At 71.3% G+C, this 22,131-nt stretch carries 21 protein-coding genes; 11 read left to right on the top strand and 10 right to left on the bottom strand.

Annotation, left to right across the window (positions count from 1 at the left end; translation table 11 throughout):
- Window positions 1-77 precede the first annotated feature (77 nt).
- From ACWD5F_RS07945 to ACWD5F_RS07935, 3 genes are all read left to right on the top strand, one after another.
- Entirely contained in the window at window positions 78-1,028 is a 951-nt protein-coding gene (locus ACWD5F_RS07945; RefSeq protein WP_451252184.1) for a lysylphosphatidylglycerol synthase domain-containing protein, read from the top strand.
- 79 nt (window positions 1,029-1,107) lie between these two features.
- The gene (gene prcB / locus ACWD5F_RS07940) at window positions 1,108-1,962 is read left to right on the top strand and encodes a proteasome subunit beta (RefSeq protein WP_451252182.1); all 855 of its coding nucleotides are present in this window, start codon (window positions 1,108-1,110) and stop codon (window positions 1,960-1,962) included.
- A 141-nt stretch (window positions 1,963-2,103) separates the two neighbouring features.
- On the top strand, window positions 2,104-3,264 hold the full coding sequence (locus tag ACWD5F_RS07935; RefSeq protein ID WP_451252181.1) for a HoxN/HupN/NixA family nickel/cobalt transporter: 1,161 nt from the start codon (window positions 2,104-2,106) through the stop codon (window positions 3,262-3,264).
- A gap of 42 nt (window positions 3,265-3,306) precedes the next feature.
- Here the strand turns inward: ACWD5F_RS07935 and ACWD5F_RS07930 are convergent, their stop codons facing one another.
- From ACWD5F_RS07930 to sthA, 3 genes are all read right to left on the bottom strand, one after another.
- Window positions 3,307-4,269: a hypothetical protein gene (locus tag ACWD5F_RS07930; protein ID WP_451252179.1), complete on the bottom strand. Its 963-nt coding sequence runs from the start codon at window positions 4,267-4,269 to the stop codon at window positions 3,307-3,309.
- Between the two features lie 10 nt (window positions 4,270-4,279).
- Window positions 4,280-5,752 (bottom strand): APC family permease, encoded by a 1,473-nt coding sequence (locus tag ACWD5F_RS07925; RefSeq protein ID WP_451252177.1) that lies wholly within the window; start codon window positions 5,750-5,752, stop codon window positions 4,280-4,282.
- A gap of 311 nt (window positions 5,753-6,063) precedes the next feature.
- Window positions 6,064-7,467, bottom strand: a complete 1,404-nt coding sequence (gene sthA / locus ACWD5F_RS07920) for a Si-specific NAD(P)(+) transhydrogenase (protein WP_451252175.1) — start codon at window positions 7,465-7,467, stop codon at window positions 6,064-6,066.
- A gap of 165 nt (window positions 7,468-7,632) precedes the next feature.
- Between sthA and ACWD5F_RS07915 the strand changes: the two genes are divergently transcribed.
- Window positions 7,633-8,796, top strand: a complete 1,164-nt coding sequence (locus ACWD5F_RS07915) for a sulfite oxidase (RefSeq protein ID WP_451252173.1) — start codon at window positions 7,633-7,635, stop codon at window positions 8,794-8,796.
- On the opposite strand, the gene ACWD5F_RS07910 is transcribed toward ACWD5F_RS07915, so the two are convergent.
- On the bottom strand, window positions 8,785-8,991 hold the full coding sequence (locus ACWD5F_RS07910; protein WP_401715432.1) for a hypothetical protein: 207 nt from the start codon (window positions 8,989-8,991) through the stop codon (window positions 8,785-8,787). The genes ACWD5F_RS07915 and ACWD5F_RS07910 overlap by 12 nt on opposite strands.
- Before the next feature lie 196 nt (window positions 8,992-9,187).
- Here ACWD5F_RS07910 and ACWD5F_RS07905 point away from each other — a divergent pair, with 196 nt between their 5' ends.
- Window positions 9,188-11,452, top strand: coding sequence for an MMPL family transporter (locus tag ACWD5F_RS07905; RefSeq protein WP_451252171.1), 2,265 nt, complete (start codon window positions 9,188-9,190; stop codon window positions 11,450-11,452).
- On the opposite strand, the gene ACWD5F_RS07900 is transcribed toward ACWD5F_RS07905, so the two are convergent.
- Window positions 11,424-12,533 (bottom strand): PP2C family protein-serine/threonine phosphatase, encoded by a 1,110-nt coding sequence (locus ACWD5F_RS07900; RefSeq protein ID WP_451252169.1) that lies wholly within the window; start codon window positions 12,531-12,533, stop codon window positions 11,424-11,426. The two genes, ACWD5F_RS07905 and ACWD5F_RS07900, sit on opposite strands and share 29 nt — an antisense overlap.
- 318 nt (window positions 12,534-12,851) lie before the next feature.
- Here ACWD5F_RS07900 and ACWD5F_RS07895 point away from each other — a divergent pair, with 318 nt between their 5' ends.
- Window positions 12,852-13,745, top strand: coding sequence for a GNAT family N-acetyltransferase (locus ACWD5F_RS07895; protein ID WP_451252167.1), 894 nt, complete (start codon window positions 12,852-12,854; stop codon window positions 13,743-13,745).
- Between the two features lie 73 nt (window positions 13,746-13,818).
- Here ACWD5F_RS07895 and ACWD5F_RS07890 read toward each other — a convergent pair whose 3' ends face one another.
- Window positions 13,819-14,703 carry a Gfo/Idh/MocA family protein gene (locus ACWD5F_RS07890; protein ID WP_451252165.1) on the bottom strand — a complete coding sequence of 295 codons (885 nt, stop codon included), beginning with the start codon at window positions 14,701-14,703 and terminating at the stop codon, window positions 13,819-13,821.
- A gap of 233 nt (window positions 14,704-14,936) precedes the next feature.
- Between ACWD5F_RS07890 and ACWD5F_RS07885 the strand changes: the two genes are divergently transcribed.
- Together ACWD5F_RS07885 and ACWD5F_RS07880 are read left to right on the top strand one after the other, a co-directional pair.
- Window positions 14,937-15,794, top strand: coding sequence for an aldo/keto reductase (locus ACWD5F_RS07885; RefSeq protein WP_451252163.1), 858 nt, complete (start codon window positions 14,937-14,939; stop codon window positions 15,792-15,794).
- A gap of 115 nt (window positions 15,795-15,909) precedes the next feature.
- The gene (locus ACWD5F_RS07880; RefSeq protein WP_451252161.1) at window positions 15,910-17,679 is read left to right on the top strand and encodes an ABC transporter ATP-binding protein; all 1,770 of its coding nucleotides are present in this window, start codon (window positions 15,910-15,912) and stop codon (window positions 17,677-17,679) included.
- A 23-nt stretch (window positions 17,680-17,702) separates the two neighbouring features.
- On the opposite strand, the gene ACWD5F_RS07875 is transcribed toward ACWD5F_RS07880, so the two are convergent.
- A complete protein-coding gene (locus ACWD5F_RS07875; RefSeq protein ID WP_451252159.1) occupies window positions 17,703-18,038 on the bottom strand; it encodes a hypothetical protein in 336 nt (111 codons plus the stop codon).
- A 257-nt stretch (window positions 18,039-18,295) separates the two neighbouring features.
- Here ACWD5F_RS07875 and ACWD5F_RS07870 point away from each other — a divergent pair, with 257 nt between their 5' ends.
- On the top strand, window positions 18,296-18,751 hold the full coding sequence (locus ACWD5F_RS07870) for a hypothetical protein (RefSeq protein ID WP_450353363.1): 456 nt from the start codon (window positions 18,296-18,298) through the stop codon (window positions 18,749-18,751).
- Between the two features lie 151 nt (window positions 18,752-18,902).
- Window positions 18,903-19,118, top strand: coding sequence for a hypothetical protein (locus tag ACWD5F_RS07865; protein ID WP_123996128.1), 216 nt, complete (start codon window positions 18,903-18,905; stop codon window positions 19,116-19,118).
- Between the two features lie 7 nt (window positions 19,119-19,125).
- Here ACWD5F_RS07865 and tgmB read toward each other — a convergent pair whose 3' ends face one another.
- The 3 genes from tgmB to ACWD5F_RS07850 form a co-directional block, all read right to left on the bottom strand.
- The gene (tgmB, locus tag ACWD5F_RS07860; protein ID WP_451252156.1) at window positions 19,126-20,109 is read right to left on the bottom strand and encodes an ATP-grasp ribosomal peptide maturase; all 984 of its coding nucleotides are present in this window, start codon (window positions 20,107-20,109) and stop codon (window positions 19,126-19,128) included.
- Window positions 20,110-20,126: 17 nt separating this feature from the next.
- Window positions 20,127-20,318: a putative ATP-grasp-modified RiPP gene (gene tgmA / locus ACWD5F_RS07855; RefSeq protein WP_123996126.1), complete on the bottom strand. Its 192-nt coding sequence runs from the start codon at window positions 20,316-20,318 to the stop codon at window positions 20,127-20,129.
- A gap of 131 nt (window positions 20,319-20,449) precedes the next feature.
- Window positions 20,450-20,740 (bottom strand): DUF1232 domain-containing protein, encoded by a 291-nt coding sequence (locus ACWD5F_RS07850; RefSeq protein ID WP_451252154.1) that lies wholly within the window; start codon window positions 20,738-20,740, stop codon window positions 20,450-20,452.
- 229 nt (window positions 20,741-20,969) lie between these two features.
- On the opposite strand from ACWD5F_RS07850, the gene ACWD5F_RS07845 reads away from it, so the two are divergent.
- Window positions 20,970-22,004: a hypothetical protein gene (locus ACWD5F_RS07845; RefSeq protein ID WP_451252152.1), complete on the top strand. Its 1,035-nt coding sequence runs from the start codon at window positions 20,970-20,972 to the stop codon at window positions 22,002-22,004.
- Window positions 22,005-22,131 lie beyond the last annotated feature (127 nt).

Genomic DNA, 22,131 nt, shown 5'->3' with positions numbered 1-22,131 from the left:
CCCGGCGGTACCCCATGAAGCCTCCATGCCGGATACGGGTTAATTTGTCCGTATCTTGTTGAGACGGGGAGGGGCGCATGGCCGACAGCACGCACGCCGCCCTCGTCGAACCCGCCCGCCGACGCCTGTACTGGCAGTCGGTTCTCGCTCTCGTCCTGCTGGTCTGCGCCGCCTGTGCGGCCCTGCCGCACTGGCCCGCGGTCGTCACCGGAGCGGGTCGGCTGGCCGTAGCCGACGAGGGCTGGCTGCTGGTCGGAGCCGCTGCCGCCGCGGCCACCTGGGCGTGCGCGGCGCTGGCCCAGCAGGGCGCGGTGCGGGAGCGGTTGCCAGGAGGCCGGCTGGTGGCCGCGCAGTTCGCCGCCACCGCCGCCAACCACCTGCTGCCCGCCGGACTCGGCGCCGGCGCGGTGAACCTGCGTTTCCTCATGCGCTGCGGCCTGCCCGCCGGGCGCTCCGCCACCGCCCTCGCCGTCAAGACGACCGCGGCCGGCGCCGTCCGCTGCGCCCTGATCGCCGCACTCGCCCTGGCCTGCCCAGGAGTCCTGCGGCTGCCGCCCGTCCCCGGCTGGCTCGTGGCCCTCGTACCCGCGCTGGCCGCGGCGGTGGTCGTCCTGGCCGGCTGCCCGCTGTGGCCGCGCTGCCGCAGAGCCCTCGCGGCGGTGGTCGCCGACATCCGGGCCGTACACGCGCGACCGCACCGGGCCGCCGCCCTGTGGGGTGGTTCGCTGGCGTTCGCCGCGCTGCACTCCGTCGTCCTGATCGCCGTCACCCGGGCCGTGGGACTGCCGCTGGCCCCGGCGCGTGTGGCCCTGCTCTACCTCGCCGCCAGCAGTGCGGCCGCGCTGCTGCCCACTCCGGGCGGGCTCGGCTCCCTCGACGCGGCGCTGGCCTTCGCGCTCACGGCCACCGGGGCGCCGGTCGCCGCGGCCGCCTCCGTCGTGCTCGGCTACCGGCTGCTGACCGTGTGGCTGCCGCTGCTGCCGGGACTGGTGGTGCTCGGGGTGCTCGTCCGCCGCAAGGCGCTGTGAGCGGCCCCGCGTTTTGCGCACGCCCGCTTCAGGTAGGACTCCGTTATCGACCGGTGACCCGGCGCGGAGGGGGAGTTGGATGACACGCAGTGAGTCCGAAGGCCGCTTAGGGGAGGAGTTCTTCGTCCCCGGGAGCTCGTCGTTCGCCGAGTTCCTGGCCGCGCACCGGCCCCGACTGCTGCCCATGAGCCCGCAGTTGCCGCCCGGCGTGCGGGCAGCGCCCGGCCGGTTCCCGCACGGCACCACGGTGTTGGCCCTCGCCTACCGCGACGGCGTGATGATCGCCGGCGACCGCAGGGCCACGATGGGCAACCTCATCGCGCAGCGCGACCTGGAGAAGGTGCACCCCGCCGACGACCACACGGCCGTCGCCTTCGCCGGCACCGTCGGACTCGCCCTCGACATGATCAAGCTCTACCAGGTCGAACTCACGCACTTCGAGAAGATCGAGGGCATCCCGATGACCCTCAACGCGAAGGCGACCCGGCTCGCCGCCATGATCCGGCAGAACCTCGGCCAGGCCATGCAGGGCCTCGCCGTCGTACCGCTCCTGGTCGGCTACGACCCCTCGGCCCCCGTCGGTGGACGGGGCCGCATCTTCAGCTTCGACGTCACCGGCGGCCCCTACGAGAAGTCCGATTTCCACGCCGAGGGGTCCGGCTCGCCGTACGCCAGGGGCGCGCTGAAGAAGCTCTTCCACCCGCGCATGTCCCGACGCGAGGCGGCCCTCGCCGCGCTCCAGGCGCTGTACGACGCCGCGGACGACGACTCGGCGACCGGCGGGCCCGACGTCAACCGCCGTATCTTCCCGCTGGTGTCGGTGATCACCGAGGACGGCTTCGAGCGGCTGCCCGAGACGGAGACGGAGGAGCTCAGCCGCGAGATGGTCGACCAGCGGAGCGACCGACCGGACGGACCGAACGCGACGGCCTGACCAGCGGCTGCCTCGCATTTTCCCCGCGCATGGGAAAGGCCTGCCTCGGCCTTTACTGCACATGAGTTGCAAGTACGGGAGCATGGCACAAGGCTGCCTCCGTGCGGCCGTTCGTGTTCCACCGACGGAAAGACCCTCCCGATGACGGCCGCCCCTGGTTCCGCTCCGCCCCTCCCCGCCCCGGCCGAGGCCAAGCGCTCGGCCTGGCACCGCGTCCGTGGCTCCATGACGCGGCAGGAGTGGATCAGGGTCGGCGGGATGGCCGCCTTCGTGCTGGCGCTGCACATCATCGGCTGGTTCACGCTGATCGCGATCGTCGCCCCCGAGCACTACAGCATCGGCACCAAGTCGTTCGGCATCGGCATCGGCGTGACCGCCTACACGCTCGGCATGCGGCACGCCTTCGACGCCGACCACATCGCCGCGATCGACAACACCACCCGCAAGCTGATGGGCGAGGGACAGCGGCCGCTGTCGGTCGGCTTCTGGTTCTCGCTCGGCCACTCCAGCGTCGTCTTCGCCCTGGCCTTCCTGCTCTCCCTGGGCGTGAAGGCCGTGGCCGGTCCGGTCCGCGACGACGACTCACAACTCCACGACGTCACCGGCCTGATCGGCACGACCGTCTCCGGCGTCTTCCTCTACGTCATCGCGATCATCAACCTCGTGATCCTGGCGGGCATCTGGAAGGTCTTCCGCCGGATGCGCTCGGGCCACTTCGACGAAGCCGCCCTCGAAGAGCAGCTGAACAACCGCGGGTTCATGAACCGACTGCTCGGCCGCGTGATGAAGTCGATCACCAAGCCGTGGCAGATGTACCCGCTGGGCCTGCTCTTCGGCCTCGGCTTCGACACCGCCACCGAGATCGCCCTGCTCGTGCTGGCCGGCTCGGGCGCCGCCTCCGGACTGCCCTGGTACGCGATCCTGTGCCTGCCGGTGCTGTTCGCGGCCGGCATGTCGCTGCTCGACACCATCGACGGCTCGTTCATGAACTTCGCCTACGACTGGGCCTTCTCCAAGCCGGTCCGCAAGGTCTACTACAACCTCACCATCACCGGCCTCTCGGTCGCCGTCGCCCTCGTCATCGGGACCGTCGAACTCCTCGGCCTGCTCGCCGAGAAGCTCGACCTGCACGGCTTCTTCTGGGACTGGGTGGCCGGCCTCGACCTGAACATCATCGGCTTCGTGATCGTCGGCCTGTTCTTCGCCACCTGGGTGCTCGCCCTGCTGGTGTGGAAGTTCGGCCGCATCGAGGAGAAGTGGTCCGCGGGCCTGGCCCCGCCCGCGGAACAGCCCGCCGACTAGGGGCGATCACGGGTCGAGCAGCGACACCCCGGCGACCAGGTCTCACGAGCGCAGCCGCAGGTCCTTGCGCCACTTGACGAGCTGGTGCTCCGGATCTCCCGTGTACGACCAGGGAGTTCGGGTCGCCCGCGGCCCCACCATGCGCAGCAGCGCGACAGCGATGTCCTCGATGCCCGCGTTGCAGGCGCCGTGCGCCAGGTAGTTGAGGTCGCGCAGCTCGCCGGGCTCGATGTCCTCGCCCGTCGGGCGGCCCATGATCCAGCGCTGCCAGGTACGGCGTACGTCGTTCACCGCCCCGTCGTTGTTCCAGTGCTGACCGAGGCTCACCGAGGCCCGGTTGCCCTGGGCGGTGTCGAGGGCGTAGCGGTACTCCTCCACCCGCGCGTACTGCACCAGCACCGGCAGCCCGCAGCCCGGCGGTGCCACGCCGGCCGCGTCGCGGGCGAAGTCGTACATGAGGCCGTGCGTGCCGTGCCAGCGGGCCGAGTAGTAGTGGAGTATCTGCAGGTGGCCCTCCACGTTGTACGGGTCGCGCTGGTGCAACTCGTCCCACCAGCGCGCCAGTTCCTGCCGACGGACCCCGGCCGAGTAGAGCCGGGACACGGAGATGAGGGAGATCCACGGCGTCGGATCGTCCAGGTACGCCTCGGCCGCCTGAAGGCACGCCGTCACCGCCGCGTCGACGCGTTCGTGGTCGATCGGCACGCCCCGTCCGGCGGTGATGGCCAGGTTGAACGCCCGCGCGGTCTCCGTCGCGGCCCGCAGCAACAGGGCGTCGGCGCTGTAGGGTTCGGCGGCCAGCCAGGACTCCGCCGTCGAACTGCCGGTGCACGCCTGCGCGAGCGTCCGCACCCGGTGGCCGCGGGCGAGCCAGTCCGGGCCGGTGGCACGCAGCAGGTCCCGCACACCCTGCCAGCGGCCGATGACGATGTCGTGGCGGGCGGAACTGAGGGCGGTGTCCCCGCAGTCGGGATCGAAGTCCGGGGCGAATCGGTTGCGTGCCATCGGGTTCTCCTCAGAAGTCCGTGGAGAGACCCTCGTGGACACGGGTGCCCAACGGGGCGGAGCCGATGGGCACGTACTCGGCCTCGATGGCGCGGGTGGCGTCGAGCCGTGCGGGCCGGTAGTAGTCGCTGCCCCGTCTCCAGTACCAGAGCATCGGGACCAGGCCGACGGCGAGCCCGCCGATGCCGATCGCGATCGCCGCGGTGTCCAGCTCGCCCAGCGACTCGAAGAAGATCCAGAACATGAACAGGGCGCCGAACAGCGGCCACACCCCGCCGAGCACGAAGTCGCCCGCCGACCGCAGCAGCGTCTTGCGGTAGGCGACGACCGCGGCGAGTCCGGCGAGTCCGTAGTACACGGCGATCTGCAGACCGATCGCCGAGATCGCGTCGGAGAGGATGTCGCCCATCGAGCCGAGGGAGTTGGCCGCGATGAACATCGCGAGTGCCACCCCGCCGACCACGGTGATGGCCACCCACGGGGTGTTCCAGCGGGGATGCACCCGGCCCAGGGCGGCCGGCATCGTCCGGTCGCGGCCCATCGCGAACAGCGAGCGCGTGACCTGGATGAGCGTCGTCTCCAGCGTGGCGATGGTGGACAGCATGACGGCCACGACGAGCAGCTTGCCGCCGATGCCGGGCCAGACCTCCTGGCCGAGCACGCCCAGCACGTTCGCCTCGTTGTCCTCGATCTGCTTCGAGGACAGGATGACGTTCACCGCGATGGTGAACACCTCGAACAGCAGGAAGACGACGCCCAGGCCGATCAGGCCCGCGAGTCCCGTCGTACGACGGCTGTTGCGGGTCTCCTCGCTGAGGTTGCTGGTGACGTCCCAGCCCCAGTAGTAGAAGGCGGCGACCAGCGCGCCCGAGGCGAAGCCGGCCATTCCGTCGAAGTGGCCGAAGCCGAACCAGGACCAGTCGAAGGCGTGGGCGTGGCCCGTGTGGAAGAGGGCGAGCACGGCGAACAGTGCCAGGACGGCGAGTTCGGCACCGGACATGGCCAACTGCGCGCGGACGGTGAGCCGGGCACCGCCGAGGACCACCAGCAGCATGGCGACGAACCAGACGGCCCCGACCACCGTGGCCAGCGCGGTGTCGTCGGCGAGACCCTCGTCGAACAGGGCGAGCGTCATCGAACCGGCGGGCAGCGAACCGGCCACCATGAAGATGGTCGCCGAGACGACCAGCGCCCAGCCGCTGATGAAGCCGAGAAAAGGGTGCAGGGTGCGTCCCACCCAGGAGTAACTGGCGCCCGCGTTCACGTCGATACGGCCGAGATAGCTGAACGCCAGGGCGATGCCCATCATCGGTAAGGCGCAGTACAGCAGCGCGGCCGGACTGGCCAGACCGACGGCGCCGACGAGGACCGCGGTGCTCGCGGCGACCGAGTAGGCCGGAGCGCTGCCCGCGATGGCCATCACCACGGTGTCGAACGTACCGAGGGCATTGGGCTGAAGCCCTCTGCCCCTGTTGTTGTTCATCGTTGCGCTGCTTTCCGTCTTGCACGACGCGAGGTCGACCGGCCCCGACGGCGTAGCGGAGGTGGGGGGTGAAACCGCCCCGGACCCGCGAGGGTTGGCCTCGGGGCAGGGGCGGTGAAGTGGGGTGGCGGGTACCGCTCGGCGGTTGCGTCGCAGGGGGGTCACACCGTGTGTGCGAGCGATGATAGCCCCACGCGTCGGGCGTTCAGGATCGACCGAGCGGTACCGGACAGCAGCACGGAAACGCAACGCGGGTAGATGTGGGGGATGTTGGCGCGGGGCGGGCCGAAGGGCGGCCCGCCCCGGGCGGGTCAGTCGCCGATGTGGTCGATCTGCCGGAGTTTGTTCGTCGCGTCGAGAGCCGCCACCTTGTAGGACTCCGCCAGCGTCGGGTAGTTGAAGACGGCGTCGACCAGGTAGTCGACCGTGCCGCCGCAGCCCATCACGGCCTGGCCGATGTGGATCAGCTCGGTGGCCCCGGTGCCGAAGCAGTGCACGCCGAGCAGCGTGCGGTCCACGGGGGAGACCAGCAGCTTCAGCATGCCGTGCGAGTCGCCGATGATCTGACCGCGGGCCAGCTCCCGGTAGCGGGAGATGCCGACCTCGAACGGCACGCACTCCTCGGTGAGTTGGTCCTCGGTGCGGCCCACGAAGCTGATCTCGGGGATGGTGTAGATGCCGATCGGCTGGAGGTTCTGCATCTGCCCGACCGGTTCCCCGCAGGCGTGGTAGGCCGCCGCCCGGCCCTGTTCCATCGACGTGGCGGCCAGCGCCGGGAAGCCGATGACGTCGCCGACGGCGTAGATGTGCGGCACCTCGGTGCGGTACTGCTCGTCGACGGTGATCCGGCCGCGCTTGTCCGCGGACAGGCCCGCCTTGACGAGGTCGAGGTCGTCGGTGAGACCCTGCCGGCCCGCCGAGTACATCACCGTGTCGGCCGGGATCTTCTTGCCGCTCTCCAGCACGGTCAACGTGCCCCGCGCGTGCCGCTCCACGGCCGCGACGGTCTCGCCGAACCGGAAGGTCACGGCGAGGTCCCGCAGGTGGTACTTGAGCGACTCGATGACCTCGACGTCGCACATGTCGAGCATCCCGGCGCGCTTCTCGACCACCGTCACCTTGCTGCCGAGCGCGGCGAACATCGAGGCGTACTCCATGCCGATCACCCCGGCGCCGACGATGACCATGGAGCGCGGGACGCGTTCCACGGACAGGACGTTGTCGGAGTCCATGATGGTCTGCCCGTCGAACTCGACGCTGTCCGGGCGGGCCGGCCGGGTGCCGGTGGCGATGATGATGTTGTCCGCGCTCAACAGCCGTTCCTGGCCGTTGACTTCGCTCAGGGCGACGGTGTGGGGATCGACGAAGTGGCCGGTGCCGGCGTACAGCGCCACGTGGTTGCGGGAGAGCTGGTTGCGGATGACCTCGACCTCGCGGCTGACCACGTGCTGGGTGCGCGTGGTGAGGTCGGCGATGGTGATGTCCTCCTTGAGCCGGTAGTTCTGCCCGTAGAGGTCGCGCTGGGTGAGACCGGTCAGGTACAGCACCGCCTCGCGCAGGGTCTTGGAGGGAATGGTGCCGGTGTGGATGGAGACCCCGCCGACCATGTCGGGGCGGTCGATGACGGCGACCCGGCGGCCTAGCTTGGCCGCGGCGATGGCGGCCTTCTGGCCACCCGGTCCTGATCCGATGACGAGCATGTCGAAGTCGCGCACCTACCCGAGTCTGTCAGCCCGAAGGCCCTCTTCGAAAGGGTGAACGGGCAGCGGCCCTGTCGTGAGCCCGTCCGAAGTCCCCGGGAGCGACGTCAAGTTCCGGCCGGTGACCGCTTCCGCGCCCACGACCGGCCCCGGCGGACGACAAGGGGTGATAATGCGGACATGGGCCATCGACTCGCCGACGCGAGTGCCCCCGCCCGGCTGGCCGCCCCCGACGAGGGCATCGGCCGGGACGAACTGGCGCTCGCCACCCGCAACCACGGTCTGCCGCTGGAGGCGCTGCGCTACGACGTCACCCCGCCGGGCCTGCACTACGTACTGACCCACTACGACATCCCCTACGTCGCCGAGGACCCGCCCTGGCGGCTGACCGTCGGGGGCCGCGTCCGCCGTCCGCTGGAGCTGGACCTGGCCGCTCTGCGCGCCTACCCCGCGGTCACCACGCGCGTGACGCTGGAGTGCGCGGGCAACGGCCGGGCCCTGCTGACACCCCGCCCGGTCAGCCAGCCCTGGCTCGTCGAGGCGGTCGGCACCGCCGAGTGGACGGGCGTACCGCTCAGGCTGCTGCTGGCCGAGGCCGGCGTGGAACCCGACGCCGTCGACGTCGTGTTCACCGGCGCGGACCACGGCGTGGAGCGCGGGGTCGAACAGGATTACCAGCGGTCCCTGCCGATCGACGTCGCCACCGGCACCGAGCCGGAGGTGCTGGTCGCCTACGCGATGAACGGCGGCCCGCTGCCCCCGCAGCACGGTCACCCGCTGCGGCTGGTCGTGCCCGGCTGGTACGGCATGGCTCATGTGAAGTGGCTGCGCGAGATCGCCGTCACCGACGTGCCGTTCACGGGATTCCAGCAGACGGTCGCCTACCGGCTGCGCCAGGAGGCCGGCGACGAGGGCGAGCCGGTCACCCGGATCGCGCCCCGCGCCCTGTTGGTCCCGCCGGGATTCCCGGACTTCATGTCGCGGGCCCGTGTGGTGCGTCCGGGCACGGTGGCGTTGGAGGGCCGCGCCTGGTCGGGGCGGGCACCGGTGACGGGTGTCGACGTCAGCACGGACGCCGGACACACCTGGCGGCGGGCCGAGTTGGCGCCCGCCGACGGGCGGCGCTGGGCATGGCGGCGCTGGCACTTCACCTGGGACGCGAGCCCCGGCGAGCATGTGCTGAGCGCGCGGGCGACCGACGCCGAAGGCCGCACCCAGCCGCTCGACCAGCCCTGGAACCGCGGCGGCTTCGCCGTCAACCTCGTTCAGCGCGTACCGGTGCTGTGCGTGGAGGACGACGGGCCGGACCCGGCAGGACGGACGACGGACGCCTCACGGCAGTAGCTTCTCCAGGGCCGCCGGGCCCTCCGCCGCCAGCTTCCGCCGGGCCCATTCGAGGGTCTGCGGGGTGACGTCCTTGCCGGCGGCGAGGACGAGGTCCTCGGGCGACACCTCGGTGCCGGTGCGGGTGTGGAGCAGGTCGTCCGGGGTGACGAGGTCCTCGGGCGGCTCGGAAGGGGCGGGCTGTGACGTCGGCATGATCGGTGCTCCTCGTGGATCCGGATCGCTGCGTCGGACTCCGTGTGGGTCATCGAGTCCGTCTCTCACCCTTCAACGCTCGCACACCCCGTGGTCCCGTGTGATCGGGAAGGCCGTCCGGCCCGGGATGCCGCCGCGACCGGGCGGGCGTCTAATGGGATGACGAACGGATCGGCCGGCAGAGAAGACCGAGGCCATGGCACCCACCGCAAGCACCGGGGCGGGACAGCGGAACGCCGTCAGGAGAGGGGTCCTACGACGGCTGGGCGAATGGTGCGCCCGTCACTTCGTGATCGTCATCGTGGCCTGGCTGGTCGCCCTGGTGGCGCTGCAGTTCGTCAACCGCGCCTTCGGCGGCGACTACTCCGACAACTTCTCCCTCTCCGGCGTGCAGTCCCAGGACGGCCTGGACGTCCTGAAGAAGCACGATCCCGCGGCCGGCGGCTACAGCAGCCAGATCGTCCTGCACGACGGCAAGCAGTCGCTGACCGGGCTGAGTTCCCAGCTGTCCACCACGGTCGGCGACCTGCAGAAACTCCCGCACGTGCTGTCCGTCCAGAACCCGCTCTCCGCCCAGTCCTCGAAGGTCGGACCCCTCTCCACCGACGGGAAGACCGCCTACGTCACCGTCCGCTTCGACGTACAGCCCTCCACCCTGGGCGACGACTACCTGCACGGAGTGGACGACGCCGTGCAGCCGCTGCGGGCGGCGGGCGCGCAGGTCGAGTACGGCGGACCGCTCGGCGAGCTGGCGCGTCCGGTCGCCGACGACCGGGTCAGCGAGCTGATCGGCTTCGCCGTCGCGATCGTCGTCCTGCTGGTCGGCTTCGGCAGTGTGCTCGCTGCCGGCATCCCGCTGCTGACCGCGCTGATCAGCGCCATCGGCGGGCTCGCGTGTCTCGGTCTGCTGGCCGCCGCGTTCACCTTCGCGACCGTCTCGCCGACCCTGGCCACGATGATCGGCCTCGGCGTCGGCATCGACTACGCCCTCTTCCTGATCACCCGGCACCGGCAGAACCTCATCGACGGCGCGGATCCGGTGCACTCGGCGGGGCACGCCACCGCCACCAGCGGACGTGCCGTGCTCGTCTCCGGCTGCACGGTGATCATCGCCCTCGCCGGACTGTCCGCGTCCGGAGTGAGCTTCATCGGAAAACTCGGCCTCGCCGCGGCCGTCACGGTCGTGTCGGCGGTCATCGGCGCGCTGACCCTGGTCCCGGCCCTGCTGGGGCTGATCGGCAAGCGCATCGACCGCTACCGGGTACGCCGTCCGGTCGCCGAGACCGACGCCGAGGCGGGTTCGCAGCCGCAGGGCACCTGGCACCGCTACGCGCAGCGCGTGGAGCGGCGGCCCTGGCAGTTCCTGGCCGCCGGCGTCGCCGCGGTCGTCGTCCTCGCCATTCCCGTGTTCTCGATCCAGCTCGGCCACATCGGCGACGGCGCCGACCCCACGTCCTTCACGGACCGGCGGGCGTACGACCTGATGACCGACGCGTTCGGGCCCGGCTCCAACGGCCCGCTCACCGTCGTCATCGACCAGACCTCCGTACCGTCCGCCGACCGCTCCGGCCTCTCCGCGCAGGCGCAGAAGACCCTGAACGGCGTGGCCGGCGCCGCCACCGTCACCCCGCTCACCGCCACCAAGGACGGGGACGTCCTGATCGGCACGGTCTACTCGAAGCAGTCCCCGCAGAGCGCCTCCACCACGGACCTGACGAACCGGCTGGTCGACACCACCCTGCCCGCCGCGGTCTCCGGCACGGACGCCAAGGGATACGTCACCGGCACGACGGCCGCCCAGGTCGACTTCCGCGACATCGTCGCGAGCCGACTGCCCCTGATCATCGGCGTGGTGGTCGCCCTCGCGTTCCTGATCATCCTCGCCGTCTTCCGCGGCCTGCTCGTCGCGTTCAAGGCGGCCGTCCTCAACGTGCTGTCCATCGCCGCCTCCTACGGCGTGGTCGTGGCCGTCTTCCAGTGGGGCTGGGGCGGCCCCGCGCTCGGCGTCGAGGGCAAGGTGCCCATCGAGAGCTACGTCCCGATGATGATGTTCGCGATCATCTTCGGCCTGAGCATGGACTACGAGATCTTCCTGCTCTCCCGCGTCCACGAGGCATGGCTGCGCACCGGCGACGCCAAGGCCTCCGTCGCGCACGCGCTGGAGATCACCGCACGGGTCATCACCTGCGCGGCACTGATCATGGTGAGCGTGTTCGCCGCGTTCATCGTCAGCGACAACATCGTCGTCAAGATGCTCGGCCTGGGCCTCGCCGTCAGCGTGCTCATCGACGCCACCGTCGTACGGCTGCTCATGGTCCCGGCCGTGATGACCCTGCTGGGCCGGCACGCGTGGTGGACACCCCGGTGGCTGGACCGGATGCTGCCGCACATCGACGCCGAGGGCGACCACGAGCAGAGCGCCGAGCCGCAGGTCAGCGAGCGTCCGGTTTCCCGGGCGTGAGCACCAGCATCGTCACGTCGTCGAGAACGGCCGGCGCGTACCGTACGAGATCCGCCCACACCCGGTCGGCCAGCGCGGCCGGGTCCTCGTCGGCGAGGGCGGCGAGGCGGGCGGCCAGGGGGTAGAAGGCGCCGGAGGTGTCCCGGGTCTCGCTGACGCCGTCGGAGGCCAGGAAGAGGCTGTCGCCGGGCTCCAGGCGGAGTGTGAGCGCGTCCGACGGGGCGCCGTCGGACAGACCGAGACCGAGCGGGGTCCACGGCGCGAGCTCGATCTCGGTGGCCCGCCGGCCCCGCAGCAGCACGGGTGCCGGATGCCCGCAGGACACGATGCGCACCTCGCACGCGTCGGGGGAGAACTCCAGCAGTACGGCGGTGGCGAACAGCTCGGAGTAGTGGGCCTCGGCCGAGTCCACCACGAGCCGCCGGTCGAGCCGGGCGGCGACCGACTCCAGGTCCGGCCGGTCCAGCGCCGCCTCCCGGAACGCCCCCAGCAGCGAGGCGACGGTGGAGATCGCCGACAGACCGTGCCCGCGCACGTCGCCCATGACCGCCCGTACGCCGTGCGGCCCTTCGCGTACGTCGAAGAAGTCGCCGCCCACCAGCGTGCCGCGCTCGGCCGCCCGGTACAGGCCCGTGCAGTGGACCGGGCCGACCCGCTCCGGCACCGGCGGCACGACGGCACGCTGCGCCGCCTCGGCGACCGTGCGTTCGAGGTCCAGCTGGGCGTCGCGGTGACTGCGCACGTACGACACGAAGACGCTCAGCGCGGCGACGAAACAGATGGTCAGCAGGTCGGTCTCGCCGGGGTGGTCGAAGTGGAAGGCCGGGATGTTGAGCACCACGACCACCACGACACCGAGCACCGCGGTCGCGAGCGGACCGTACGACAGGACGGCCAGCGGCGGGATCGCGCCGAGCAGGAAGCCGATGTCCAGGGCGTGGCCGCTCACCAGGGTGGCCGCGCACACGCCCGTGATCAGGGCGACCGGCAGCACCCGCACCCAGCGCGGCGGCGGGGCGCCGCGCAGCCAGGTCCGCCGGTCCTGGTCCCGGCGCGGAGACAGGACGGGCACTCTTCCCACACCACCACGCTCCTACGCCGGGACGTCTCGCGCATGCCGACCCGCGAAAAGAGAACCTGTGAATCGGAGGCCGGCGAGGAGAGAACCCGGGAAAGAGAGCCCGGGAAAGAGAACCCGGGAAAAGAGAGCCCGCGAAAAGGGGTGGACATGTCCACGACCGGTTGCCTAGCGTGTGATCGCCACGCCAGGAGGCCCGACGGAAGGAGGCGAGTGCCGTGCAGATGACACCTATCCAGCGCTCCCTCCCCGTAGCCCCGGCGTGCTTCGGCTGAGACCGACCCGGGAGCGCTCCACGCAGTACGCATCCCGGAGGAACCCATGACCGATCTGGTCATCCGCGCGCTCGACGAGCGCGACGCCCATCTCTTCGACACCCTGCCCGACCCGCTGGAAAACCGCGCGGCCCACCGCCGGACCACCCACCGCACCGACTGGAAGCGCGTCGCCCTGCGCGACGGCGTCGTCGTCGCGCGCGCCGCCTGGTGGGGCGGACCCGACGACGCCGAGCCCCTCAACGTCAACTGGTTCGACGTGGCCGAGGGCGAGGAGGAGGCCGGCACCGAGCTGTTGCGCACGGCGCCCTGGCACGTCGAACTCGAGCTGAACCTGCCCGGCACCTGGCGCGAGGACCCACGGCTGCGCGCCGCCGCCGAGGCCCGCTTCACCGCCGTACGAGCGGCCGGGTACGAACTCCTCGTCGAACGCTTCCTGTACCGCTGGACCCCTGCGGACGGTCTTCCCGAGCGCCCCGGACGGCTCGTCTTCCGCGCCGAACCGGACGACGCCGTGTTCTTCGACGCGCTGCGCCGCATCCACTCCGTCACCCTCGACGCGCACTCTCTCAAGGCCATCGAGGAGGGCGGCCTCGACCGGGCCGCCCAGGAAGAGCTCGACTTCTTCCACTGGTGCCCGTCGCCCCGCGAGTGGTGGCAGCTGGCGCACACCCCGGAGGGCGAGTTGGCGGGCATCCACATCCCGGCCCACAACCCGTCCGGCCCGACCGTCGGCTTCATCGGCGTGCTCCCGGACCAGCGCGGCCGCGGCTACGCCTACGACCTGCTGGCGGAGTGCACGCACTTCCTGGTCGAGCAGGGCGCGGAGTTCGTCACGGCGGCGACGGACCGGGGGAACTTCCCGATGGCCGCGAACTTCGCCAAGGCCGGTTTTCCGGTGGTGAGGGAGCGGATCAACTTTGAGGTAGCGCGAGGGTAGTTGGAGGAGACGGGGGCGGGGTCCTGCCCAACTGGGCCCGGCCCCGACCCCGTTGCCGGTCGGCGGTGAACCCTCAGCCCGCGTTCGCGTTCAGCAGGGTCTCCGCCTCGGTGAGGATCTCCGTGACCCGGAGGCCGAACTCGGCGTCGCACGGGTGCGGTTGGCCGTCGGCGGCGGACGCGATCAGGGCGTCGGCGGCGCGGACCAGTGCCTCGACCGGGCCGACGGAGCTGTCCGGGAAGCGGGTCACGCCCGCCTCGCCGCGGAGTTCGACGTCGGTCCCCGTGGCGGCGGGCGGTGCCGTCAGGCTCAGGGTGAGGGTGCTCGACGCGCCGCTCGCGTGGTCGAGGACCAGCTGGACGGTGTCCCCGGGCCCCGGCGCCGCGGCGGCCACGCGCCGGGTGTCGCCCAGGATCGGCAGCAGCACGGACAGGGCGTGCGGGCCGACGTCCCACAGGGCGCCCTTCTCCCGCCGCCACGGCGTCGCGAACGGACTGTCGCCGGTGAACACATCGCCGATCCACTGCGCCCGGGCCGTGAACCAGCCGCCGGTGCCCGCCTGTTCGGCGATCCACGCCGCCGTCTCGGGGACGAAGCGGCTCGTGAAGAAGACGACCGAGGCGACCCCGGATTCCCGGACGGCCTCGACCACGGCCCGGCCCTGGTCCACCGTCGTGGCCAGCGGCTTGTCCAGCAGCAGGTGCAGTCCGGCCCGCGCCGCGCGCGCCGCCAGCTCCGCCTGCACGGCCGGCGGCAGCGCCACGGCCACCGCGTCCACGTCGGCGAACAGCGCGTCGACGTCGTCGTAGGCGCGGGTGCCGTGAAGGTCGGCCAGTTCCTTGGCGGCCTCCGGCCGGCGGCCCCACACCCCGACGAAGTCCAGGTCGGGGTGTTCCTGGAGGGCGGGGGCGTGAGCCATCCCCGCCCACGGGCCGGTACCGAGCAGTCCGATGCGCATGCCGTCGCCTTTCCACTCCGCCGCACGTTACGACGTCTGTTCGAGAGCGAGCGTCGCACACCTCTCGGCCTGGCGCGCAACCTGCCTGCCGATCAAGAGCCGCGCGCCGTGGCGGCCTCGCGGCACGCGCCGTCGATTCAGTGGTGCGGCTGCTGAATGCGTTCTCTTTCCTCTATTGGACCGCCGGCCACCCGCGGGGTGACGCTGGAGGTCCATCGGAGGAAAGAGAACCCATGCAGACCCGCCGCATCGGTGATGTCGAAGTCAGTGCCATCGGACTGGGCGGAATGCCCATGTCGATCGAGGGCCGCCCGGACGAGGCGCGCTCCCTCGCCACCGTGCACGCCGCGCTCGACGCCGGCGTCACGCTGATCGACACCGCGGACGCCTACCACCGGGACGCCCACGAGGTCGGCCACAACGAGACCCTGATCGCCAAGGCCCTCGCCTCCCACGACCGGGGCGGTGACGTGCTGGTCGCCACCAAGGGCGGCCATCTGCGCCCCGGCGACGGCAGTTGGACCCTCAACGGCAGCCCCGAGTACATCAAGGAGGCCTGCGAGGCGTCCCTGCGGCGGCTCGGCGTGGAGGCCATCGGGCTCTACCAGTTCCACCGGCCCGACCCGAAGGTGCCGTACGCGGAATCCGTCGGCGCGGTACGGGACCTGCTGGACGAGGGCAAGATCCGGATGGCGGGCATCTCGAACGCGAACCCCGACCAGATCCGGCAGGCGAACGAGATCCTCGGCGGCCGACTGGTCTCCGTGCAGAACCAGTTCTCCCCTGCCTTCCGCTCCAGCGAGCCGGAGCTGGAGCTGTGCGACGAGCTCGGCCTCGCCTTCCTGCCCTGGAGCCCGCTCGGCGGTATCACCCGGGCCGGTGAACTGGGTTCCACGTTCGGGCCGTTCGCCCGGATCGCCGAGGACCGCGGAGTGAGCCCGCAGCGCGTCTGCCTGGCCTGGCTGCTCGCCAAGTCGCCGGTGGTCGTGCCCATTCCCGGCGCCAGCCGCCCCGAGACGATCCTGGACTCGCTGGCCGCGACGGACCTCGAACTGGGCGCCGACGAACTCGCGGAGCTGGACGGCGTCTGACGCGGAGTCGGCCGGCGTCCGACCCGGACTCTCCCGGCACAGACCGGTGTAATCCCCGCGAGGGTGGGGAGAAAGCGCTTGCTCACAACCCGGCCACTGGGGTAGGACACCACGCATGGCGCCGTCATCCGAGAAACCGCTCGACCACCGCTACCGGGACGAACACCCGATCCGCACACTCGGCTACCTGTTCCGCGCCGACCGCCGCCGCCTCGCCGCGGCGGTCGGCGTCTTCACGGTCAAGCACAGCCCCATCTGGCTGTTGCCGCTGATCAGCGCGTCCATCATCGACACCGTCGTCCAGCACGGGCCGATCGGCCACCTGTGGTGGAGCACGGGGATCATCCTCTTCATCCTGCTGATCAACTACCCGCTGCACGTGCTGTACGTGCGCCTGCTGTACGGCAGCGTGCGCCGCATGGGCACCAGCCTGCGGTCGGCGCTGTGCACGCGGATGCAGCACCTGTCCATCGGCTACCACTCGCGCGTCAGCGCCGGCGTCCTGCAGGCCAAGGTCGTGCGGGACGTCGAGACGGTCGAGCAGATGGTGCAGCAGACCGCGGAGACCGGACTCGGGGCGATCACCGTGCTCACCGGCGGACTGGTCATCATCGCCGTCCGCACACCGGAGTTCGTGCCCGTCTTCCTGGTCGTCGTGCCCGCCGCCGCGATCGTCGTGGCCCGGCTGCGGGCCCGGCTGCGCACCCACAACGAGCACTTCAGGCACGAGGTCGAGACCCTGTCGACGCAGGTGACGGAGATGACCCGGCTGATCCCGGTCACGCGCGCCCACGGTCTGGAGGGCAAGGCGCTGCGCCGCATGGACGGCACCCTGAGCCGCCTGCTGACCTCCGGCAACCGCCTCGACCTCGTCAACGGCCGGTTCGGCTCGCTGGCCTGGGTCGTCCTCAACGTGGTCGGCGTGCTGGTCCTGGCCGGCGCGGCCCTGGTCTCGTACTACGGCGCCTGGGGCGTCACCGCCGGCGACGTCGTCATGCTCAGCGCGTTCCTGACCACCCTCACCAACTCGACGACCACACTGGCCGCCCTCGCGCCGGTCATCACCAAGGGCCTGGAGTCGGTGCGTTCGGTCGGTGAGGTCCTCCAGGCGCCCGAACTGGAGGACAACGAGGGCAAGGACGAGGTCACTTCACTGCGCGGCGCGGTCGCCTTCGAGGGCGTCGGTCACGTCTATGAGACCGGTGACCGGCCCGCCGTACGGGACTTCACCCTGTCCGTGGTGCCGGGGGAGACCGTCGCCCTGGTAGGCGCCTCGGGCGCGGGCAAGTCCACGGTGCTCAACCTCGTCATCGGGTTCATCCGGCCGACCTCGGGCCGACTGCTGCTCGACGGCGCCGACATGAGCACCCTCGACCTGCGGACGTATCGGCGGTTCGTGTCGGTGGTGCCGCAGGAATCGATCCTCTTCGACGGCACGATCCGGGAGAACGTCGCCTACGGGATGGACGAGGCCGACGAGGAGAGCGTGCGGGCGGCGCTGCGGGACGCCAACGCGCTGGAGTTCGTCGACCGGCTGCCGCAGGGGCTCGACACGCTGGTCGGGGATCGCGGGGCCCGGCTGTCCGGCGGGCAGCGCCAGCGGCTCGCCATCGCCCGCGCCCTCATCCGGGACCCCAAGGTGCTGATCCTGGACGAGGCGACCTCGGCGCTGGACACACGCTCGGAGGCCCTCGTCCAGGAGGCGCTGGCCCGGCTGCTGCGCGGCCGCACCACCTTCGTGGTGGCGCACCGGCTGTCCACCGTGCGGGGCGCCGACCGGATCGTGGTGATGGGGGACGGCGAGATCCTGGAGGTCGGCACACACGAGGAACTCCTGCGCGACGGCGGGGCGTACACCGCCCTGCACGGCGGACAGGTCGCCTGACGAGGACGCCCCGGGCGGTGTCGTCAGGCGGCGCTGCTCCGGGGGAACAGGTGCGGACAGACCGCGTCGTGGTCGGTGCCCAGACTCGTCCACCAGCGCTCGCAGCAGGCGGCGTCCAGCTCCTCGCGGACGATCTCGTCGGCGGCCGAGCGGGCCGGGCGGCGCGGCCCGGCGCAGGCCGTGCGCAGGTCGTGGATCAGGGTCTCGCGTACGACGGCGATCACCTGGACCACGCTCGCGGCGGCGAACAGGAAGGCGATCCACAGGGGCCCGTAGCGGAGTTCGAGGACCACGGTCCAGGCGAGTCCGCCGCTGGTGGCGAGATACAGGGCGCAGAGGAGGCGGCCGGAGCGACTCATGAGCGTTCACCGTTCGTGCAGGATTGGTTGCGCCGTGTTCAACGCCTCAGGGCGGGCGAGGAATCGGGTGGGGAGGCGGATTTGCGTCAAATCCGGTTCGGAGTAGGGAACATGTGACGCGTGGTGCCGACGGAACCCCTGGTGGCGGTGTTGGCGAGAATCCGTTGGATCTTGTCATTTCAGCCTCTGTGGGAGCGCCCCGGCGATCCATAGCGTGAGCCGCGCGCGGCTGAATGTCCATGGAGTAAGGCGCCCCGATGACCAAGTTCCTGTTGTCCCTGCACGTCCTGGCGGCCATCGTCGCCATCGGCCCCGTCACCGTCGCGGCCAGCATGTTCCCGCCGGCCGTACGCCGGGCCGGTGCCGACGCGGCCGGGGTGGGCACCGTCCGGCTGCTGCACCGCATCTGCCGCGTCTACTCCGGCCTCGGCCTCGCCGTGCCGCTCTTCGGCTTCGCCACCGCCGCTGCCATGGGGGTGCTCGGCAGCGCCTGGCTCGTGGCGTCCATCACCCTGACCACCGTCGCCGCCGGCATCCTGATCGCCTTCGTCCTGCCCCGCCAGGACGAACTCCTCGGCCAACTCGACGCCGAGCAGCCGGTGGAGCGGTCGAACACCGCGCAACTCGCCATGTTCACCGGCGTCTTCAACCTCCTGTGGGCGACCGTCACCGTCCTGATGATCGTGCGGCCGGGCTCGACGACGGGGGCCTGACCGTTCGTCACGGCAGCGCGCCGGGGCCACTCACACCGCATGTGCGGACGTCAAGTCCCCCCGGGTAATTCACACCGCGCAGTGCTGCTCCGCATACACTCGGCGACCGGGCCCAATCCTGTGGGCCCCCACAGGAGAGGCGCGTTGCCGGGTGTTCCAGGAGTCCCCCATCTACGACCGACTCGTCGCCGAGCGCGGCGACGTCCCCGCTCAGACCCGTCGCGAGGCCGAGCGCGTGAGCCGGGAACTGGAGTACGTCATGCGACCGCTGCAGTCCTTCGGCGCCACACCGCCCGCCGAGCGACCCGCCTCCCCGGGCGCAGGCTGGCAGCGGACGGCCCTGCTGCCCGGCTCGCGGCCGAACTGACCCGTACTCAACACACCCGCGTGCTCGATCCGTTGACCCGCTGATGCGGCTCGGGCCCGGGACGGGACAGCCACTCCGCTATCGTCCGCGCGATCGGCTGGCCCGTCTCCACCTCCACGAACCCGAACTGGCCCGACTGGTTGCACTCCAGGAACCACCAGGTCCCGTCGGAGTCCTCGGCGAAGTCGAAGGCCCCGTAGGACAGTCCGGCCTCCCGCAGGTACGACAGGACGGACTCCGCGATCCGCGGCGGGACGTCGGTCGCCTGCCACGGCAGGTCGGACGAGGCGAACCGGACGTCCACCTCGTCGGGATCGGCGTCCGACGCCGTCGCCTTGCGGGCCGCCAGCAGCCGGTCGTCGACCGCGGTCAGCCGGATGTCGGCCCGCTTGGCGACCCGCCGTTGCAGCAGGGTGGGCCCGTACGCGACGGCCGCGAAGTCGGTGTCCGGCGCCACCCGGCTGGTCGGCACCGCCCGGGGCGGGTCCTGCGGATGCGCCCCGGAGACCGGCTTGACGACCAGGTCCGGGTAGCGGTCCGCGAACTCCCGCGCGGCTTGCGGGAATGTCGTGATCAGGGTGGCCGGCACCGGCAGCCCGCAGCGCTGCGCGAGCCGGAGCTGCCAGGGCTTGTGACGGGCCCGGCGGGCCGCGTCCGGGTGGTTCATCCAGCGCGCCTCCGAGCCGCGCAGCATGCCGTACAGGGCCTGTGCGGACTCCTCGGTGAGCCAACTGGACGGCTGGGCCGCCCTGGTGGCGGCGGTACCCGGCCTGCGTACCCAGATCGACCGCAGCCCGCTGATGCTCACGAGGCGGTCCGCGGCCTGGAGATGGCCACGGAACGCCCCGTGCACGTACTCGGCGGACAGCGAGACTCCGCCGGTGAGATCGGCGGGGTCGAGTCGGATCACGGGGACCCCTGAGGCGTTGAGGTGCACGACCACCATGTCGGCCGTCACATCCTCTTCAGAGGTCAGGATCAGCACGGTCATCGTCGGCGGTTCCGTGTTCAGTCGTCGAAGTGCGTCTTGGACCCCGCGGTGGAGGTGGTCGTCGCGAGTTCTCTCAGGAGTGCGAAGTCGCGGGCCGCGACCCGTCCGTCGAAGAGCACGTTCAACTGCAGGCCGGTGTCGTAGACATATGGAGCTGTGGCCTCCAAGTCCACCGCCGGACGTGCGTAGTTGAGCGCGAACGGTTGCATGGTCTCTCCCTCGTCGGTCTGCGCCGACCCAGCGGTCTCATCCCCACGGCACCGCTCGGTCCGCCGACTGCCTTGCCCTTCCAGTCACTTATACGAATCGAACGAGTGATTGGTTTCCTTACTCTGAGTAATCAGAGGGACGTTTCGTGACCATTCGGCCTGCCGGGAGAGGTGCGCAGGGTGCGCAGGGCGAGCAGAAGAACGCCGATGTCGTCCAAATACACGGGGTCGGGCAACAGGTCGGTCGGTAGGGCGAAATACAGGACCGCGCCCCAGAAAACCCAACGGGGACCTGTCGGCAGCCCGGCGCGCCGCAGGTCCCGTCGGGTCCGTACCAGTCGCACCAGCAGGGTCACGGCCATGGTGAGCACGAGCACCGCGAGCACCACGGCGACGACGATCACCACTGTGGTCGATTTCACTGGTCCTCCTCGTCGGCGGGCCGCTCGGCGCGCTCTTCTCCCAGATGCCCCCATCCGGCGTTCGTACGTACTTGACGGGGGATCGGATCCGCCGGGAGCGGGGCGCCGTCATACCGGTGGCTCACCCGAGTGGCACGGTGCGGCGGCGGGACCTAGTAATGGTCACCGTAACGACGTGTTCAGCGCGTCCGAGGCGCGAGTGGCGCCACACCCTCCCATGGAGCAGAGCATGAGCAGTGGCTCTTCATCACCCCAACCGAGCGAACACTCCATATCCGAGGCGCACAGCGACCCGGTCGGTGCCCTGGTGCACGCGGCCGTGGCCGATCGCCCGCTTGAGGAGGTCGTGCGCCTGATCACCCTGCTTGAGCAGTCGCCCCAGTACGCGCGGGCCACTGTCGACGCCCTGCGTGCGGTCGGCGTGGACCGGTCCGTGGAGGACGTCACCCGTCTGGTCGCCCTGCTGACCCAACCGCCCCGCGACGCCGACAGCGCCGACGAGGCGATCCGCGCCGCGGCCGAATCCCGTCCCGTGGAGGACGTGACCCGGCTGATGGCGCTGCTGCACCAGTCGCCGCTGGAACCGCACGTCGGACAGGAGGCGGCCCGCGCCGCCGCCACCGCGCGGCCCGTCGAGGAACTGGTGGAGCTGATCGGCCGGCTCAGCGAGGAGCGCGACGCGCAGCCCGCAGCGGTCCCGTACACCGTGCCGCCGGGGGCGCCTGACGGCCCGTACACGGTCCCCGAGAGCCTCATGGTGCCGCCGGCCCCCGACGCCCCGCCCGTGGTGGCGGACGGCCGCGCACCACGCCGTATCGCGCGCGGGTCGGCCCGCCGCACCACGCACCTGGCCTGGCCGGGGCTGGTCTCCGCTGCGGCGCTCCTCCTGTGCGCGCTGCTGTGGTTCCCGCTCCACCGCGACGGCGCGTCCCTGCGCGCCTACGGCTTCGCGCTGGGCGTGTCGGCGCTGTGCGCGGTCCTGGCCGTACTGCTGACCCTCCGTCCGGTGCTGGTCCTCCTGGCACTGGCGGTGGTGGTGCCGGCGGTCCTCGCCGGAGCCCAGCTGTACGGGGGCCGCTTCCATTCGGCCCGCCTGTCCCAGGCCCTGGACCTCACCCTCGCCCCGAACTGGGCAGCCGGCCTGGCCGCCGTCTGCGCGGCCCTGGTCGCCCTCACGGCCCTGGTCGTCCGCCTCGCCTGGCAACCGCCGCCGATCGAGATGGAGAGCCGGGTCATGGCCGCGGCGAGCCGTCCGGGGGACTGACGGTCCCTGTACCGGGCCGACCGGCCGCGCCGGCTCGCGTCGGAGCTCAAGGGCGAGCCGTGGGCTCTGACTTGGGACGGCCGGCGGTGACGGAGCGCCGGGCGAGCCCGGCATCCGGTCGTGGCCC

This window comes from Streptomyces sp. NPDC002499 (genome assembly GCF_053595415.1).
The sequence above is the reverse complement of the archived record's forward strand: the minus strand, read 5'-3'. Positions and strand labels throughout refer to the sequence as shown.

Coding starts and splice junctions, on each gene's coding strand:
- ACWD5F_RS07935 (WP_451252181.1), top strand. CDS start 2,104: ATGACGGCCGCCCCTGGTTCCGCTCCGCCCCTCCCCGCCCCGGCCGAG.
- ACWD5F_RS07945 (WP_451252184.1), top strand. CDS start 78: ATGGCCGACAGCACGCACGCCGCCCTCGTCGAACCCGCCCGCCGACGC.
- ACWD5F_RS07845 (WP_451252152.1), top strand. CDS start 20,970: ATGAGCAGTGGCTCTTCATCACCCCAACCGAGCGAACACTCCATATCC.
- ACWD5F_RS07875 (WP_451252159.1), bottom strand. CDS start 18,038: ATGAGTCGCTCCGGCCGCCTCCTCTGCGCCCTGTATCTCGCCACCAGC.
- ACWD5F_RS07870 (WP_450353363.1), top strand. CDS start 18,296: ATGACCAAGTTCCTGTTGTCCCTGCACGTCCTGGCGGCCATCGTCGCC.
- prcB (WP_451252182.1), top strand. CDS start 1,108: ATGACACGCAGTGAGTCCGAAGGCCGCTTAGGGGAGGAGTTCTTCGTC.
- ACWD5F_RS07915 (WP_451252173.1), top strand. CDS start 7,633: ATGGGCCATCGACTCGCCGACGCGAGTGCCCCCGCCCGGCTGGCCGCC.
- tgmA (WP_123996126.1), bottom strand. CDS start 20,318: ATGCAACCGTTCGCGCTCAACTACGCACGTCCGGCGGTGGACTTGGAG.
- ACWD5F_RS07885 (WP_451252163.1), top strand. CDS start 14,937: ATGCAGACCCGCCGCATCGGTGATGTCGAAGTCAGTGCCATCGGACTG.
- ACWD5F_RS07905 (WP_451252171.1), top strand. CDS start 9,188: ATGGCACCCACCGCAAGCACCGGGGCGGGACAGCGGAACGCCGTCAGG.
- ACWD5F_RS07880 (WP_451252161.1), top strand. CDS start 15,910: ATGGCGCCGTCATCCGAGAAACCGCTCGACCACCGCTACCGGGACGAA.
- tgmB (WP_451252156.1), bottom strand. CDS start 20,109: ATGACCGTGCTGATCCTGACCTCTGAAGAGGATGTGACGGCCGACATG.
- ACWD5F_RS07890 (WP_451252165.1), bottom strand. CDS start 14,703: ATGCGCATCGGACTGCTCGGTACCGGCCCGTGGGCGGGGATGGCTCAC.
- ACWD5F_RS07895 (WP_451252167.1), top strand. CDS start 12,852: ATGACCGATCTGGTCATCCGCGCGCTCGACGAGCGCGACGCCCATCTC.
- ACWD5F_RS07930 (WP_451252179.1), bottom strand. CDS start 4,269: ATGGCACGCAACCGATTCGCCCCGGACTTCGATCCCGACTGCGGGGAC.
- ACWD5F_RS07910 (WP_401715432.1), bottom strand. CDS start 8,991: ATGCCGACGTCACAGCCCGCCCCTTCCGAGCCGCCCGAGGACCTCGTC.
- ACWD5F_RS07925 (WP_451252177.1), bottom strand. CDS start 5,752: ATGAACAACAACAGGGGCAGAGGGCTTCAGCCCAATGCCCTCGGTACG.